Raw genomic sequence first — 15,342 nt, 5'->3', positions numbered from 1 at the left:
CGCGCATGAGTTCGACATTGAACCGCCTGCTGCAGATCTTTGCAAAGATCGGCGCCACGCCGGATGGTGGGGTCTGCCGCCTCACCGGAACGCCTGAAGATGGGGGCGCGCGGGTGCGCCTTGCCGCCGAGATCATCAGCCGCCAACTCGACCTGCATGTCGACTCCATCGGCAACATGTTCGGCATTGCTCCCCTGGCGCCGTCGTCGCAGGAGGCGGTGATGGTCGGTTCCCATCTCGACAGCCAGCCGACCGGCGGGCGCTATGACGGCGTCTATGGTGTGCTCGCGGGCCTGCTGGCGGTGGAAGCGGTTGCCGCGCGCGCGGCGGCCGAACCGGGCAAGGCCAGGCGCAATCTGGTTGTCGCCAACTGGACGAACGAGGAGGGCGCCCGTTTCCAGCCGAGCCTGACCGGCAGTTCGGTCTTCGCCGGTACGCTGGCGCTCGACGCTGCCCTCGCTCTTGCCGACGGCGCCGGCGTCACCCTGGGCGAGGCGCTGGCCGCCATCGGCTATCGCGGCACGGGGGACCTGCCCCTGGAGGTAAGCCGCTATGTCGAGCTTCATGTCGAGCAGGGGCCGCTCCTGGAGGAAGAAGGCGCCGAGATCGGCGTCGTCACCGGCTGCTGGGCGGCCCGCAAGCTGTCGCTGGTCTTCCTTGGCGAGCCCTCCCATACCGGGCCGACCCGCATGGCTCGCCGCCGCGATGCGCTGCGAGCGGCCGCCAGGGCGATCGAACTGCATCACCAGTTGATCGAGGCGAGCGGCAGCGGTGCCCATGCTTCGGCGGCCCGCATCACCGTCGATCCCAATTCGCCCAATGTGACGCCGAGCCGCGTGCAGGTCTGGTTCGAGTTTCGCCATGAGGATTCGGCTGTGGCACTTGCCCTCGGCGATGCTTTCCTGGCCGAGGCAAGGGCTGCGATAGCGCCTCTGGGTGTCGACATCGAAGTCGCGGTCGACGAGCAGCGCGGCACGGCAACCCTCGATCCGCACGGTGCCGCACTGATTGCGGCGGTTGCCCGGGAGTTGGAGCTGTCTTCGATGGAAATGAAAACGATCGCCGGCCATGATGCGCTGGCCCTCAACAAGCGTATGCCGGCGTCGCTGATCTTCGTGCCGAGCCAAGGCGGCCTCAGCCACAACCCCGCCGAATTCACCGACGAAGCCGCACTCGACAAGGGGTTGGCGGTGCTCACGCAAGTGCTCTGGCGCCTGGTGACGGAAGAGTAGGAGAGGCTGTCCTTCCCGGATGAGGCTCATTCAGCCTTCTCCCCTTGCGGGAGAAGGTGCCCCGAAGGGGCGGATGAGGGGTGAAACGCAGCCTTGCAGGTATCCGCTGCCACCCCTCATCCGACCTCGCTGCGCTCGGCCACCTTCTCCCGCAAGGGGAGAAGGCTTTTTTGCGCTTTATTCTAAACCGTTCGACCCACTCAAGCCGCCGCCGACTTCTCATCTGCCCTAGCGTCGAGCAGATGGCAGGCGGCAAAGCTGCCCGGGCGATGTTCCTTCAATGCCGGCGTCTCGGTGCGGCAGCGCGCGAAAACCTTGGGGCAGCGGGAGGCGAAGCTGCAGCCGGGCGGGATGTCGATGGGGCTCGGCGGTTCGCCTTCGAGCAGGTAGTCCTGCGGGTCGAAGGGCTTTTCCTCCAAGGTCGGCGCAGCCGAGAGCAGGGCCTTGGTATAGGGATGCTGCGGCTCGAAGAAGAGATCGTGGTTGTCGGCGATCTCGACCATCTCGCCCAGATACATCACGGCGATGCGGGTGCACACCTTCCGGACCATGGCGAGGTCATGGGAGATGAAGACATAGGTGAGGTCGTTCTTCTCCTGCAGGCTGGAGAACAGCTCGATGAGCTTGGCCTGTTCGCGCTGGTCGAGGGCGGACAGGGTCTCGTCGAGGATCAAGAGCTTGGGCGAGAGCACCAGGGCACGGGCGATCGAGATGCGCTGGCGCTCGCCGGTGGAGAGGGCGTTCGGCAATTCGTCGTAGAGCCGTGGCGACAGGCCGACCTCCTGCATGGCCGAAATCACGCGCTCGCGCAGGGCCTTGCCGGAATGGCTGCCGCGGATCAGCAGGCTCTCCTCGATCATCCGTCCCACGGTCGTGCGTGGCGGCAGGGCGTTGTAGGGATCCTGCAGCAGGAGCTGGAACTCGCCGCGCTTGGCCAGCAATTGCTGGGCGGAGAGCGTGCGCAGCGAGACGCCGCCGAGGATGATGTCACCCTGGTCCGGCGCCTCCAGCCAGGCAAGCAGGCGGGTCAGGGTCGACTTGCCGCAGCCGGATTCGCCGACGATGCCGAAATTCTCGCGCGGCAGGATGTCGAAGCTGACACCGCGCACCGCCTGGATGTGGCGATAGGTGTTGAAGGTGCCGCGCTTGCGGGCAAGATAGGTGCGATGGGCCTCGGCCACCCGCATCAGTGGCGCGTCGGTGTCATTGCGGCGCGAGACCGGCTGCTCGCGCGTCGACCAGATCCGGGGCACGCTGGCGATGGCACGGCGGGTGTAGTCGTCGCCGGGTGCCTGCATCAACTCGGCGAAAGGCTGTTCCTCCACCAGGCGACCCTGATGCAGCACGGCCGTGCGGCCGCCGAACTGGCCGAGCGTCGCCAGCGAGGAGGACAGGTAGATCGTCGCCATGTTGTGGCGCTGGCAGAGGTCATGCAGCAGCGCCACGATCTGGGCGGCGATGGTGACGTCGAGCGGCTGGGTGATGTTGTCGGCGATCAGCACGGCCGGTTCCGCGCAGATCGCGTCGACGATCATGGCGCGCTGCATCATGCCGCCGGAGAATTTGGAGGGATATTCGAAGTAGCGTTCCCTGGGGGAGGGGATACGTACTTCGCTGAGCAGCTGGACGACGCGCTCCTGGCATTCCTTCCGACTCCAGGCTGGGCGTACGCTGCGCAGCTTCTCGCAGATCTGCACGCCGACCGGCTGGGTCGGGTCGAGCGAACTCTGGGGCTTGGAACCGATATAGGCGATGTCACGGCCGACGATGAAACTGTTGCCGGCGGCATCTGTCGTGACGTCCTTGCCGGCGAACAGCACCGAGCCGCGGCGATAGGCGAGGCTCTCGGGCAGCCAGTTGGCGAGGGCGCGGCTCAGCACCGTCTTGCCGGCGCCGCTCTCGCCATAGATGCCGAGGATCTCGCCGGTGTGGAGGGTAAGCGCGATGTCGTCGAGAACCGGGGCCTCGTCGCGCGGCGAGCCGACGGTGAGATGGCGGGTTTCCAGGATCGGGGAATTGTCCATCTCAGGCGCCTCCATAGATCTTGTTGCGCGCCTTTTCGAGGGCGGAGCCCATCAGGTTGATCGATGTCAGCGCCAGGGCCAGGAACACGCCGGGGCTGGTGGCGATCCACCAGGCATTGATGAGATATTTGCGGCTGTCAGAAATAATCGAGCCGAAGCTCGGTGTCGGCGGCTGGATGCCGAGGCCGAGAAAGCCGAGGATCGCCTCGAAGATCATCATGCGGGCGACGTCCAGTACGGCGACGAAGGCGATCGGTGGCAGGATGTTCGGTGCCGCGTAGAGCAGCAGGATGCGCCAGTCGCCGGCGCCGAGCACGCGCAGGCCGCGCACATATTCCTTGCCGCGCTCGGTGACGGCGGCGCTGCGGGCGACGCGGGCATAGAGCGGCCAGCCGGACAGGGCCAGCACGATGATGATGGTGTGCACCTCCGGCTTGGTCACGCCCAGGATGGTGATGGCCAGGATGATCATCGGGATCGAGAGCTGCGCGTCGGTGATGCGCATGATGATGGTGTCCCACCAGCCGCCCTTGAAACCGGCGAGCAAGCCGAGGCCGCAGCCGATCAGGAAGACGAGGGCAACGGTGACCACGCCGATCAGCAGCGAATAGCGCAGGCCGATCAGGCAGCGCAGCAGCATGTCGCGGCCGAGCTGGTCGGTGCCGAGCGGATGCAGCCAGGTCCATTTGTCGCCGAGGAAGAGCGGGGGAATGAATTTGTCCTTCACCACCATCTTGGTGGCGGAGATCGAGGACAATTCCGGATAGATCGCCGAAGTGAGGAGCAGCGCCAGGAAGACGAACAGGCCGACGCGAAAGCTCGGCATGGCCCAGGCGCTGGCGAGGATGCGGCGGCTGATCGACTGGGCCCGCTCGAGGCTGGGAGCGGCGTCGCTGGTCACGGTGCTCATGCTCAGATCTCCACGCGGGGGTCGATGAGATAGGCCACGAGATCGACCAGGATGTTGATGAAGACGAAGACGGCGCTGGTGGTGATGGCGATGCCCTGGATCACCGGAAAGTCGCGGCCGAGCACGGAGACCACGGTCAGATTGCCCAGGCCCGGATAGTCGAAGATGTATTCGATCACCAGCACGCCGCCGATCAGGGTGGAGAGCTGGATGCCGAGCAGGTTGACCAGCGGCACCGAGGCGTTGCGCAGGGCGTGGGAATAGACGATGCGCCGGCGCGACAGGCCACGCACCCGGGCTTCGTCGATGAAGGGCGCCTGCATCACCTCGCCCAGGGAGGTGGTGAGGGTGCGGATGATGAAGGGCGAGATTTCGACCGCCAGCACGAAGGCCGGCAGGAGCACATAGCTGAAGCCCTTGTAGCCCAGTGCCGGCAGCCAATCGAGCTTCACCGACAGGAACAGGATCAGCACGATGGCGAGCCAGAAATTCGGGATGGAGACGAAGAGCGACTGCACGCCGAAGGCCAGCGCGTTCTGCCAGCCATGCTGGTTGAGCCCGCCCGCCAGCCCGATCGGAAAGGAGATCAGCAGCGCGAAGACCAGGGCGACGCCGGCCAGCTGCAGAGTCAATGGCAGGCGCTCGAGGATGAGGTCGGCCACCGGCGCCATCTCGGCCTTGGTCGGGTCGACATATTGCCCGCCCGCCGCAACGCCGCCGCTGCGCGGCCTGATATAGGACTGGCCGAGATCGCCCTTGGCCAGGCCCATCATGTAGCGGCCATACTGCACGATGATCGGGTCGCGCAGGCCCATCTTGGTGGCGACTTCCTCGACGACGTTATCGGGCGCCATGCCGCCCACGATCAGGCGGACGGGGTCGCCGGGGACCACGCGCAGCAGCGTGAAGATGATCAGCGACGTCAGGGCCACGATGAGCAGGCCCTGGGCGATCCGCTTGATCAGGAATTCGACAATCAGCATCGGCAAACGGTCTCGCGTGCAATCAACCGCTGGAAAAAAGAGGAGCCGGCCGGGGGGACCGGCTCCAGTCCCTTGCGGCTCAGGCCAGGTTTGCCTTGCTCATGTCCTGCATGCCGTTCGGGTAGATGTAGAGACCGTCGAGCTTCTTGGAGTAGGCGTGGATGAACACCGAGGTGAACAAAGCCAGCGCCGGCGCCTTGCGCGCGATGGTCGGCAGGGTTTCCGTCTGCAGGATCTTCTTGCGCTCCTCGATCGAGGCGGCATTGCGCTCCTTGTCGAGCACCGCGTCGATTTCCTTGTCGACGATGCCGGTGATGCGCTTGGAGGAGGAGTGGAAATGGGTGCGGATCACCAGGTCCGGCTCGGGCGAGCCCGTGCACCAGCCGCAGTCGATCATGTTGCCTTCGCCGCCGCCCGGCTTGTCGTAGAGCAGATTGCCCCAGGCCGCGACTTCCAGGGTTTGCAGGTTCACCTTGAAACCCTGTTCTTCCAGCATGCCGGTGATCAGCTCGGCATATTCCTTGGTCTTGGGATAGAAGCCGACCGAGGAATAATAGGTCAGTTCCGGCAGGCCCTCGCCCTTGGGGAAGCCCGCCTCGGCCAGCAGCGCCTGGGCCTTGTCCGGATCATATTCGGGATAGTCGGCGACCTCGGTGTAGCCGAACTTCACCGGCGAGATATGGGCCTTGGAGAAGGTACCGGAGACGCCCAGGATCTCGAGGATCTGCTTGCGGTCGATCGAATGGCAGGCGGCGAGGCGGATGCGCGGATCGTCGAAGGGTTTCTTGGAGCAGCGGAAGAACAGATATTTGTTCTCGACCGAAACCGCCTTGTGGATGGCGAAACGATCGTCCTTGGCGATGGTGTCGACCTGTTCCTGCTCCAGGCGCTCGATAATGTCGGCCTGGCCGTTGAGCAGGGACAGCGTGCGCGTCGTGGTGTCGCCGACGAAATGATATTCGACGCCGGGGATCTTGGGCGCGCCGAATATGAAGTCGGTATTGGCGGCCAGGATGGTGGTGTCGCCCTTCTGGTCGACATATTTGAAGGGGCCGGTGCCGTTCATGCGAGCCGAGAGCTGCGCCTTGTTGGCGACGTCCTTGGCCGCCATGATCGGCAGGAAGGACGAGAGGTAGTAATAGAGCGCGGCCGGGTAGCCATAGTCCTTGGTGTTGATGTGGCAGGTGTGCTCGTCGACGATGTCGACCTTGACCTGGCCCGGATACCATTGCGCCGGCCGATCAGGCTGGGAGCCATATTCATAGGTGGCCTTGACGTCGGCCGAGGTGAAGGGCGTGCCGTCATGGAACTTCACGCCTTTGCGCAGCTTTACCTCGAGCGTGTAGGTGTCGATCGGCTTGAGGGACTCGGCCAACTCGAACACCAGTTCTTCCGGATTGTCCGGCTTCATCGGCGCGCGGGTGAGATAACCGAAGACGAAGCCCTCGACGATGAGCTGGCCGAGATTGGTATGGGTGGTCGGATCCCAATTGCCGGTCAGCGCTTCGGCGCCGAGGAAGCGCAGCGGCCGGCCTTCGGCGGCGAAGGCCGAACTGACCAGGAAGTCGGGGTTGACGCGGCCGAAGCCGAAGGCGCCGGCTCCAGCCAGCGCGCCCAGCATAAGGTCTCTGCGGTTGATCATCTCTCGTTCCTCTGAATGGGGGCGCAGAAGTTTTTCGGGGCTCGCCTTCCGATCCGACGCAGTGCCGAGCCGTTCCGCCTTGTGGTTGGCGGGTGATGAAACTCTAGACCAGATGGCGCCAGAGCCTGATGCCTGCCGCTCCACGATTCCATTGCTGACCCTTCTCGCGCCATGCCCAATCAAGAGGCATGGAAACGGCACCATGTATCGAGGCGGTTGCCGGCACAGGAATGGAGGAGTTCAGGCAATAGCCGCTGCGTGCCGGGCCGGCCTATGATCCCCGCCGAATCGTGTCAGGGAACCTCGTCGATGCCGTCATTCGAAGCCATGAATCTGAAGGGGATCGTCTCGGATCTCGATGGGGTGGCCTATCGCGGCGACAGCCCCATTCCCGATGCCGTCGAGGCCTTCCAGCGCTGGCATGCGGGTGGCGTTCCCTATGCCTTTGTCACCAACAACGCCACGAAATCCGCGGCCGATTTCGCCGCCAAGCTGACGCGGATAGGCATTGCGACCGCGCCCGAGCAGGTGTTCTGCGCGGTCTCGGCCACGGCCAGCCTGATGCGCCGGCGCTGGCCCGCGGGAGCGCGGGTCTTCGCCATCGGCGAACAGCCCCTGTTCGAGGCCCTGGAGGCAGCTGGCTTCACCCTGGCCGGGGACGATGCCGAGGTCGTGGTGCTCGGCTTCGACTATCAGCTGAACTACGCGAAATTGAGCACGGCGGTGCGCGCGGCGCTGGGTGGTGCGGCGGTGGTAGTGACCAATCCCGACCTGCTGGTGCCCGTCGAGAACGGCTATGAGCCCTGTGTCGGCGTGCTGGCGGCGGCGGTGCAGGCGGCGGTGCCGTCCTGCCGGCCGATCGTGGTGGGCAAGCCCGAGCCGCTGATGATCGAGGAGGCGCTCGGCTTTCTCGGCACGCCACGCGAGGGGACGATCATGATCGGCGATCAGATCGCTACCGACATCCTGGCCGGCCAGCGGGCGGGCCTGCGTTCCGTGCTGGTGACGACCGGCGTGGCCCCGGTCGCCAGGCCGGACGTCACCCCCGATATCGAGGTGGCTAGCCTGCTGGAATTGATTGGGAGCTAAACCTCGACCTTTGTCATCACCGGGCTTCGTCCCGGTGATCCAGAAGCCACGAACTCATAGAACGGCGGTGAATGGATGCCCGGGACGAAACCCGGGCATGACAAAATGGAGCATTTCTCGGCCCAGCCTCGGTCTCTGAGTCAAGCTGCGGGGACTCGCCCTCCGACCCTAGTCCTTCCCACCCTCAGGCGAAATAAGCGCTCACGGTGCCATAGGGGCCGAAATCGGCCACGATGGTGTCGCCATGCCGCGCCTCGATGGGGCGGATGAAGGAGCCGGCGAGCACGATCTGCTCGGCCTCGATGCCCTGGCCATACTTGGCCAGCCGGTTGGCGAGCCAGGCGATCCCGCGTGCCGGCTGGTTAAGCACGCCGGCGCCGAGTCCGGTTTCCTCGACCTCGGCATTGCGCGAGACGATGGCGCCGATCCAGCGCAGATCGACCTTGTCTGGCCGCATCGCCCGCCCGCCGGTGACGATGCCGGCATTGGCGGCGTTGTCCGAGATGGTGTCGAAGATGGTTCGGGTCTTCTTCGTCTCGGGGTCGACGCGAAGAATGCGCGTATCGAGGATTTCGAGGGCTGGGGTGACATAGTCGGTGGCGTTCAGGACGTCGAAGACGCTGACGCGTGGCCCCCGCAGCGGCGCCTTCATCACGAAGGCGAGTTCGGCCTCGATGCGCGGCTGGATGAAGCGATCCGCGGGTACGGTCGCGCCGTCCTCGAACACCATGTCGTCGAACAGCACGCCGGAATCGGGAATATCGATGTTCAGCGCGGATTGCATCGCCTTGGAGGTGAGGCCGATCTTCCAGCCGATCACCCTGGCGCCGCGCCCGATCTTCTTCGTCACCCAGGCGCTCTGGATCGCATAGGCGTCGGCCATCTCGATGCCCGGATGCCTGAGGGAGAGCAGGCCGGTCTGGATGCGGGTGCGCTCGGCCTCATCGAGGCTTTCCGCGGCGGCTTGGATTTCGGCTGGTGTCAGCATCTCAGGCCTCGTCGGCGATGGTGTTGCGTAGCGTGCCGAGGCCCTCGGCGCTGACCTCGACGACATCGCCGGGCTTGAGCCAGATCGGCGGATCGAAGCGCGCGCCGGCGCCGGTCGGCGTGCCCGTGACGATGACGTCGCCGGGCACCAGCGTGGTGAAGGTCGAGATATAGGCGATGATCCTGGTGAAGGAGAAGATCATCCGGCTGGTCCGGTCCTGCTGGCGAAGCTCGTCGTTGACGCGGGTGGTGAGCTCGATGTCGGCGAGCTGGGCGCTGTCAGTATAGGGAACGAGCCAGGGGCCGATCGAGCCGGTGCGGTCGAAATTCTTGCCTTGGGTGACGTTGAACTTGGCATGGCGCACCCAGTCTCGGATGGTGCCCTCGTTGCACAGCGACAGCGCGGCGATGTGACTGAGCGCCTCGGCCTCGGCGATGCGCCGGCCGCCCTTGCCGATGACGATGACGATCTCGCCCTCATAGTCGAGCTGCGGGCTTTCGGGCGGCCGGATCAGCGGCTGGCCGTGGCCGGTGAAGGAGCGCGGGAAGCGGATGAAGAGCGATGGATTGGCCGGCGCGGCCTGGCCGTCCTTGTATTCCTCATTGCGGTCGGGAAAGTTCACGCCCACGCAGATCAGCTTTTCCGGCGCGGGGATCGGGATTTCGAAGGTGATGTCCGACAGGGCGTAATCGGGGGGCAGCGATGACGCTTCCTCGGCAAGCTGTGCCAAGGCGCCGGCTTCGATCACCTGCCGCAGGCTCGGCCAGCGCTCGCTGTGGCGTTTCGACAGGTCGATGATACCTTCGCCCTTCGCAAGGCCATATTTGAGGGTTCCCTGATGGGAGAAGCCGGCAAAACGGGGCCTGTCGGTCACTTTCATCTCCTTGACGGTCTAGGGCAGGGCGCATTCAGGACCGAACACGCTCCGTTTCGTTTGTTTCGGGGCGGTGATGCCCGATCCGGCGATCAGGGGGCGACGATTGGCTGCGCCTTCAGCTCCGGTTCGACAACAGGCGCGCCCGCGAACGGGCTGCCATGCTCGAACCAGGACCGGGGGGCGGGAGCTCCCCACAGGGTCTGGCGCTGCGGGTCCTTGAGGTCCCATTTGATCGGCTCGAGATCGGGATCGACTGTCTGGTAGTCCGAGCAGTAGATCTCGATGCGATGGCCGTCCGGGTCGAGGATATAGAGGAAGAAGGCGTTGGAGATGCCATGGCGCCCGGGGCCGCGCTCGATATTGGCAACCCAGCCCGAGGTCGCCATCAAATCGAGCAGGTCGATGATGTTGAGGGGCGTCGGCACCCAAAAGGCGGTGTGATGCAGGCGCGGGCCGCGGCCATTGGTGAAGGCGATGTCGTGCACGCCGCCCTTGCGATGGGTCCAGGCAGCCCAGAGCCGGCCGGTTTCCTCGTCCTCGGTATATTCGGTGACGCGAAAGCCGATCTCATTGTAGAAGGCCACGGATGCGTCGACATTGGGTGAGAAGCAGTTGAAGTGGTCGATGCGCAGCGGTTTCACGCCGCGATAGAGCGCATATTTCTGATGGATCGGCGGCAGGCGGTCCATCTTGGAATAGAATTCGAGCGGAATGCCCTGCGGATCGCGGGTGCGGAAAGTCCTGTTCTGGTAGGGTCGCTCGATCCATTCCACCGGCAGGTCCTTGTCCTTGAAGAAATGCGCGGCCTTGTCGACGTCGTCCTCCGAAAAGACCTTGAAGCCGAGGTCACGCGCTTCGGCGGCATCGGCCTTTTTGAGGATGATGCAGTGATGGCCGCGTTCCTCCATGGCTCTCAGATAGATCGTGTCCGAGGTCTCGTCGGTCACCTGCAGGCCGAGAATGTCGACATAGAAGGCGCGCGACTTGGCAAGATCGGTCACGGCGAGCTCGACATGGCTGAGCCTGACGATGTTGAAGGGCGGATGGAGAACGGGTTGGGGTAGGGGCATCGGATCTTCCTCCCGCCCGCTCCCATTGAGGGGCGGGCTGTATTCTATGACGGCCAGGCCTGAGGCCTATTCATGAAGTACCGGTTTGAGGCGTCATCCCCGGCGCCACCGCAGGTGGCGGGAAGGGGATCCAGGGGCCGTAAGTCGAGTCGTTCAGCCCCTGGATCCCCTTCCCGGGGTCTTCGACCCCGCCGGGGATGACGGAGTATTTCTGGCGAGCGGCTACTCAGCCGCCCAGCTTCGCGATGGCGTGGGGCTTGGTGGCGAAGGCGATGTTCTTCGTCTCCATGTAGAAGTCGAAGGACCAGTCGCCGCCGTCGCGGCCGATGCCGGAATTCTTGACCCCGCCGAAAGGCGCGGGCAGATGGCGCACATTCTCCGAATTCACCCAGATCATCCCGGCCTCGAGATGCTCGGTGAAGCGCAGGGCCCGGCCGAGGTCGGCGGTCCACAGATAGCCGGCCAGGCCATATTGGACGTCGTTGGCGAGCGCGAGGGCCTCGTCCTCGTCAGCGAAGGGGATCGCCGTCAGCACCGGGCCGAAGATTTCTTCCTGGGCGATGCGCATGCCGTTGTTGGCGCCGATGAACAGGGTCGGCGTGACATAGCAGCCTCCGTCCGGCCCCTCGACCTTGGCACCGCCGGCAGCGACCTTTGCGCCTTCCGCCTGGCCGATGGCGATATAGTCCAGGACCTTCTTCTCGTGCACCGGGTGGATCAGCGGCCCGACCACGGTTTCCGGATCGAGCGGATGGCCGACCTTGATGCGGCTGGCCTTCTCGGCGACCAGCGCGGTGAAGCGGTCATAGATGCTGGCTTCCACGAGCAGGCGCGAGGAGGAGGTGCAGCGCTCGCCGTTCAGCGAATAGATCATGAAGACGGCGGCATCGGCGGCCCGCTCGAGGTCGGCATCGGCGAAGACGATGACGGGGTTCTTGCCGCCCAGTTCGAAATGCACGCGCTTCAGGGTATCGGCGCCCTGCTTCATGATCATCGAACCCGTGCGACTTTCGCCGACGAAGCCGATCGCCTTGATCAGGGGATGTTCGGTGAGGGCGCGCCCGGCATCCTCGCCGAGGCCGTTGACCAGATTCCACACGCCCTTGGGCAGGCCGGCTTCCTCGGCGATCTCGACCAGCAGCCTTGCCGTCAGCGGCGAAAACTCGGCCGGCTTGTGCACGATGGTACAACCGGCGGCCAGGGCCGGCGCGATCTTCCAGGTCGAGAGCATGAAGGGCGTGTTCCAGGGGGTGATGATCCCCACCGGGCCGATCGGTGTGCGCGTGGTGACGTTGAACTGGCCCTCGGCGCGCAGCGACTTGCCGTCGCGTGCCTCAGGCGCCCGGTCGGCGAAGAAGCGGAAATTCTCCGCGCCGCGCAAGGCCGCCTTGGCCATGAATTTCAGGGCCTGGCCGGTATCCGTGCACTCGACGAAGGCGATTTCCTCGGCGCGTGCCACGATGGCGTCGGCGATCTTGTGCAGGAGCTTCTTGCGCGTCGGGCCCGGCATGGCCGCCCAGTCGGCGAAGGCTGCCTTGGCTGCCTTGGCGGCGCGGTCGACATCGGCGGCGGTGCCACGCGCAATACGGGCGAGGGGCTTCAGATCGATCGGCGAGATCGTCTCGAAAGTGGCGCCGTCGGTGGCCTGGACGTCCTCGCCGCCGATGCGGTTGGGCACCACCCCGCCCTTGAAGCGAGCCAGATAGGCTTCGGCCTTGGCCAGGTTTTCCTGCAGTTTCGACATGAATGGGTCTCTCGATGATCGGGGGCCGTCGCGCGGGCTATTTGCCGCGCAGGCGCGGATGGATGGCGTTGCGCTTCCAGCTCAGCTCGGAATCGATTTCCCGGATCTCCAGCGAAAGCGCGAAGTGAGGGGTTTCGAACAGGGGCGCGAGCACTTCGCCCGCCGCGGCGAACAGGGCTTCGCCCGTGCGCTTTTTTTCATCGGCGCTGCGGCCCCGGCCGATGCGGAAGTTGAGGTCGATGAAGGTGTTCTCGGGCAGGCGATCGGCAATGGCGAAATACTCCGCCTTCAGGGCTCGCACGCGGATGGCGCCGAGCTCGAACAGGCCGGTGGCCAGGATCACCCCGTGCAGGCGATCGCAGAGCTCACCGATATCGACGCGCCCCTCGAGATTGCCGGAATATTCAATGGTGAGATGCGGCATGGCCCCTGGCGTTCCCTCATCTATTTAATTAACATGTTAATAATTTGATGGGCGATGTCAAGCAGCGATTTGCAGTGTTCCGGCAAGCTGCAGGCTTTCTTTCAGGTAGCGCGCCAGGCGTTCGCCGGCGTCCGGCGTCTCGGGCCTCTGCGCCAGCCAGCCGATATAGCTCAGGCTCCGCATTGTCAGGAACAGCGGCAAGGCGGCGAGGGTATCATCGCTCAGGGTGCGGCGGCTGCGATAGCCGGCGATCAGGGCCTCCTCGATGGCCGGATAGGCCGGTTCGCGCCGGTTCTTCAACAGCGTGGTGGCGATGTCGAACAGGCGGAAGCCCGGGCCGCAATCGTCGAAATCGATGAAGGCCACGCCGCCATTGGTCATGAAGACGTTCTCGCGGACGAGATCGGCATGGATGAGCCCGTAGTCGAGGCGAGGCGCGTATGCGTCGAGGGCGCGGCGGAGCCGGGCGCGGATTGCGGCGAGCGTTTCCCGTTCGCGCGGGGCAAGCGCCGCGCACTCCCAGAACCGCCCCCAGAGCGGGCGTTCGCCCAGCAGCCCTTCGCCATCCCAGGCCTGCCGGTGAAAATCCGGCGGCGGTTGCCAGCCATCGGCGAGGTCATGCATGGCCGCCATGGCCTGGCCGATCCTGAAGAAGAGTTCGGCCTGTTTTGCGGGCGGCTGCGCCAGGGGCGTGCCCGTCTGGCCCACCGGCACCCCGTCGATCCAGCTGACGATATCGGCATGTTGCTCTTCGAAGCTGGCATTGCCTGACAGCGGCACCAGCGCCCGCCCGTCCTGCGCCGGAATGGAGGCGGGCACGGCGAGGCCGCCCTGGCGCAAGGCCGTCATCCAGGCGAGCTCCGATTGCAGCGCACGCTCGTCGTGATAGCCGGCGCGATGCAGCCGCAGGGCGGCCGGCCTGTTATCTGCGAGAATGACGCGGAAAACCGCATTCTCCCGATATTTCAGCAATTGCGGCTGCTGAGCCGGTGCCGGCCAGTGCCGCAAGGCTTCAGCGGCCCGCTCAAACAGAGCTTCCTTCAACGCCGGCGCCAGATTATCCGCCATCACCGCCTCACAGGTCCGACAGCACGTCGTCGAGTGTGGAGAGCATGAGATCGGCATGCTCCTTGGAGAACGGCATGGGCGGACGGATCTTGGTGGCGCATTGATGCACGCCGATCTTACCCATCAGCACGCCGCGCTCGCGCATGGCGTTGATGATGCGGGTCGCCGGTTCCGGTGCCGGCTGCTTGCTGGTGCGGTCGAGCACGAATTCGGTGCCCATGAACAGGCCGCTGCCGCGGATGTCGCCGATCAAAGTGTGCTTGTCGGCGAGCCGTTCGAAGCCGGCGCGGGTGTAGGCACCGACAATCCTGGCATTCTCGATCAATCCTTCCTCCTCGATCACATCGAGGACGGCCATCGCGGCCGCGCAGGAAACCGGATTGCCGCCGAAAGTGTTGAAATAGCGGAACGCCTTGCGGAAGGCGTTGATGGTATCGATGTTGGCGACGACGCCGCCGACCGGATGGCCATTGGCCATCGGCTTGCCCAGCGTGACGATGTCGGGCACGAAACCGGCATGCTGGTGGCCCCACATATGGCTGCCGGTGCGGCCGAAGCCGGGCTGGACCTCGTCGGCGATGACGAGCCCGCCCGCCTTGTGCACGGCCGCGACGGTCCGGTCGAGAAAGCCCGGCGGCAAATCGGGAAAGCCTTCATTCGCGAAAAAGGGGTCGATGATCAGGGCGGAAAAGCCATGTGGGCTCGCCTGGAGCGAGGCGATCGCCTCCTCGACCTTGGCGGCGAAGGCCGCCGCGAAGGCTTCGCCCGGCTCCCCGCCGAGCGGGCGGTAGCTGTCCGGCGCCGGTACATGGCGGACATGGCCGCCGAAGCCGCCGACCGGCGGCATCCGGGTGGAAAGCTGAGAAACGGCGGCGGTGTTGCCGTGATAGGTGTGGTCGGTGGCGATCACGCCGGTCTTGCCGGTCATCGCCTGCGCCATGCGTAGGGCGACGTCGTTGGCCTCGCTGCCGGTGCAGGTGAGGATGGCCGCGTTCAGGCTGGTATCGAATGTCCCGGTCAGGCGCTCGACATAATCGAGGATACCCTCATGCAGATAGCGCGTATGGGTGTTGAGCGTCGAGGCCTGACGCGTGATCGCCTCGACCACGCGCGGGTGGCAATGGCCGACATGCGGCACATTGTTGTAGCAGTCGAGATAGCGCCGGCCCTCATCGTCCCAGAGCCAGACGCCCTCGCCGCGCACCAAATGCACCGGCTCTTCGTAGAACAGCGACATGTTCCGGCCGAGCAACCTTTCGCGGCGGGCGAGCAGAGCGGCGTTGCCGTCCAT

General features: G+C 65.1%; 13 protein-coding genes. 2 read left to right on the top strand and 11 right to left on the bottom strand.

Annotated elements, in window-relative coordinates:
- The first annotated feature begins 5 nt into the window (after window positions 1-5).
- Window positions 6-1,232, top strand: coding sequence for an allantoate amidohydrolase (locus BA190_RS00120; RefSeq protein WP_068281384.1), 1,227 nt, complete (start codon window positions 6-8; stop codon window positions 1,230-1,232).
- A 200-nt stretch (window positions 1,233-1,432) separates the two neighbouring features.
- On the opposite strand, the gene BA190_RS00115 is transcribed toward BA190_RS00120, so the two are convergent.
- From BA190_RS00115 to BA190_RS00100, 4 genes are all read right to left on the bottom strand, one after another.
- Complete coding sequence (locus BA190_RS00115; protein WP_068281383.1) at window positions 1,433-3,256, bottom strand: ABC transporter ATP-binding protein; 1,824 nt, start codon at window positions 3,254-3,256, stop codon at window positions 1,433-1,435.
- Window position 3,257: 1 nt separating this feature from the next.
- Window positions 3,258-4,166, bottom strand: a complete 909-nt coding sequence (locus BA190_RS00110; protein ID WP_068281382.1) for an ABC transporter permease — start codon at window positions 4,164-4,166, stop codon at window positions 3,258-3,260.
- A gap of 2 nt (window positions 4,167-4,168) precedes the next feature.
- Window positions 4,169-5,149 (bottom strand): ABC transporter permease, encoded by a 981-nt coding sequence (locus BA190_RS00105; protein WP_068281381.1) that lies wholly within the window; start codon window positions 5,147-5,149, stop codon window positions 4,169-4,171.
- A 79-nt stretch (window positions 5,150-5,228) separates the two neighbouring features.
- Complete coding sequence (locus tag BA190_RS00100; protein WP_068281380.1) at window positions 5,229-6,791, bottom strand: ABC transporter substrate-binding protein; 1,563 nt, start codon at window positions 6,789-6,791, stop codon at window positions 5,229-5,231.
- A gap of 309 nt (window positions 6,792-7,100) precedes the next feature.
- On the opposite strand from BA190_RS00100, the gene BA190_RS00095 reads away from it, so the two are divergent.
- Window positions 7,101-7,880 (top strand): HAD-IIA family hydrolase, encoded by a 780-nt coding sequence (locus BA190_RS00095; RefSeq protein ID WP_068281379.1) that lies wholly within the window; start codon window positions 7,101-7,103, stop codon window positions 7,878-7,880.
- Between the two features lie 184 nt (window positions 7,881-8,064).
- Here the strand turns inward: BA190_RS00095 and hpaH are convergent, their stop codons facing one another.
- From hpaH to BA190_RS00060, 7 genes are all read right to left on the bottom strand, one after another.
- The gene (hpaH, locus tag BA190_RS00090) at window positions 8,065-8,868 is read right to left on the bottom strand and encodes a 2-oxo-hept-4-ene-1,7-dioate hydratase (protein ID WP_068281378.1); all 804 of its coding nucleotides are present in this window, start codon (window positions 8,866-8,868) and stop codon (window positions 8,065-8,067) included.
- 1 nt (window position 8,869) lies between these two features.
- Complete coding sequence (locus BA190_RS00085) at window positions 8,870-9,742, bottom strand: fumarylacetoacetate hydrolase family protein (protein WP_245314457.1); 873 nt, start codon at window positions 9,740-9,742, stop codon at window positions 8,870-8,872.
- A gap of 92 nt (window positions 9,743-9,834) precedes the next feature.
- Window positions 9,835-10,815 carry a 3,4-dihydroxyphenylacetate 2,3-dioxygenase gene (gene hpaD / locus BA190_RS00080; RefSeq protein WP_068281376.1) on the bottom strand — a complete coding sequence of 327 codons (981 nt, stop codon included), beginning with the start codon at window positions 10,813-10,815 and terminating at the stop codon, window positions 9,835-9,837.
- 226 nt (window positions 10,816-11,041) lie between these two features.
- Window positions 11,042-12,559 (bottom strand): 5-carboxymethyl-2-hydroxymuconate semialdehyde dehydrogenase, encoded by a 1,518-nt coding sequence (gene hpaE / locus BA190_RS00075; RefSeq protein ID WP_068281375.1) that lies wholly within the window; start codon window positions 12,557-12,559, stop codon window positions 11,042-11,044.
- Between the two features lie 37 nt (window positions 12,560-12,596).
- On the bottom strand, window positions 12,597-12,983 hold the full coding sequence (locus BA190_RS00070) for a 5-carboxymethyl-2-hydroxymuconate Delta-isomerase (RefSeq protein ID WP_068281374.1): 387 nt from the start codon (window positions 12,981-12,983) through the stop codon (window positions 12,597-12,599).
- A 57-nt stretch (window positions 12,984-13,040) separates the two neighbouring features.
- Window positions 13,041-14,051 (bottom strand): phosphotransferase enzyme family protein, encoded by a 1,011-nt coding sequence (locus BA190_RS00065; RefSeq protein ID WP_068281373.1) that lies wholly within the window; start codon window positions 14,049-14,051, stop codon window positions 13,041-13,043.
- Window positions 14,052-14,058: 7 nt separating this feature from the next.
- Complete coding sequence (locus tag BA190_RS00060) at window positions 14,059-15,342, bottom strand: aspartate aminotransferase family protein (protein WP_068281372.1); 1,284 nt, start codon at window positions 15,340-15,342, stop codon at window positions 14,059-14,061.

Origin of the sequence: Labrys sp. WJW, assembly GCF_001676615.1 — a bacterium.
Taxonomy (GTDB): Bacteria; Pseudomonadota; Alphaproteobacteria; order Rhizobiales; family Labraceae; genus Labrys; species Labrys sedimenti.
Note: the sequence above shows the minus strand (reverse complement) of the source record. Positions and strands in the feature narration are given on the sequence as shown.

Bases quoted from the DNA above. Each gene is read 5' to 3' on its own strand.
- BA190_RS00120 (WP_068281384.1), top strand. From the start codon at position 6: ATGAGTTCGACATTGAACCGCCTGCTGCAGATCTTTGCAAAGATCGGC.
- BA190_RS00115 (WP_068281383.1), bottom strand. From the start codon at position 3,256: ATGGACAATTCCCCGATCCTGGAAACCCGCCATCTCACCGTCGGCTCG.
- BA190_RS00110 (WP_068281382.1), bottom strand. From the start codon at position 4,166: ATGAGCACCGTGACCAGCGACGCCGCTCCCAGCCTCGAGCGGGCCCAG.
- BA190_RS00105 (WP_068281381.1), bottom strand. From the start codon at position 5,149: ATGCTGATTGTCGAATTCCTGATCAAGCGGATCGCCCAGGGCCTGCTC.
- BA190_RS00100 (WP_068281380.1), bottom strand. From the start codon at position 6,791: ATGATCAACCGCAGAGACCTTATGCTGGGCGCGCTGGCTGGAGCCGGC.
- BA190_RS00095 (WP_068281379.1), top strand. From the start codon at position 7,101: ATGCCGTCATTCGAAGCCATGAATCTGAAGGGGATCGTCTCGGATCTC.
- hpaH (WP_068281378.1), bottom strand. From the start codon at position 8,868: ATGCTGACACCAGCCGAAATCCAAGCCGCCGCGGAAAGCCTCGATGAG.
- hpaD (WP_068281376.1), bottom strand. From the start codon at position 10,815: ATGCCCCTACCCCAACCCGTTCTCCATCCGCCCTTCAACATCGTCAGG.
- hpaE (WP_068281375.1), bottom strand. From the start codon at position 12,559: ATGTCGAAACTGCAGGAAAACCTGGCCAAGGCCGAAGCCTATCTGGCT.
- BA190_RS00070 (WP_068281374.1), bottom strand. From the start codon at position 12,983: ATGCCGCATCTCACCATTGAATATTCCGGCAATCTCGAGGGGCGCGTC.
- BA190_RS00065 (WP_068281373.1), bottom strand. From the start codon at position 14,051: ATGGCGGATAATCTGGCGCCGGCGTTGAAGGAAGCTCTGTTTGAGCGG.
- BA190_RS00060 (WP_068281372.1), bottom strand. From the start codon at position 15,342: ATGGACGGCAACGCCGCTCTGCTCGCCCGCCGCGAAAGGTTGCTCGGC.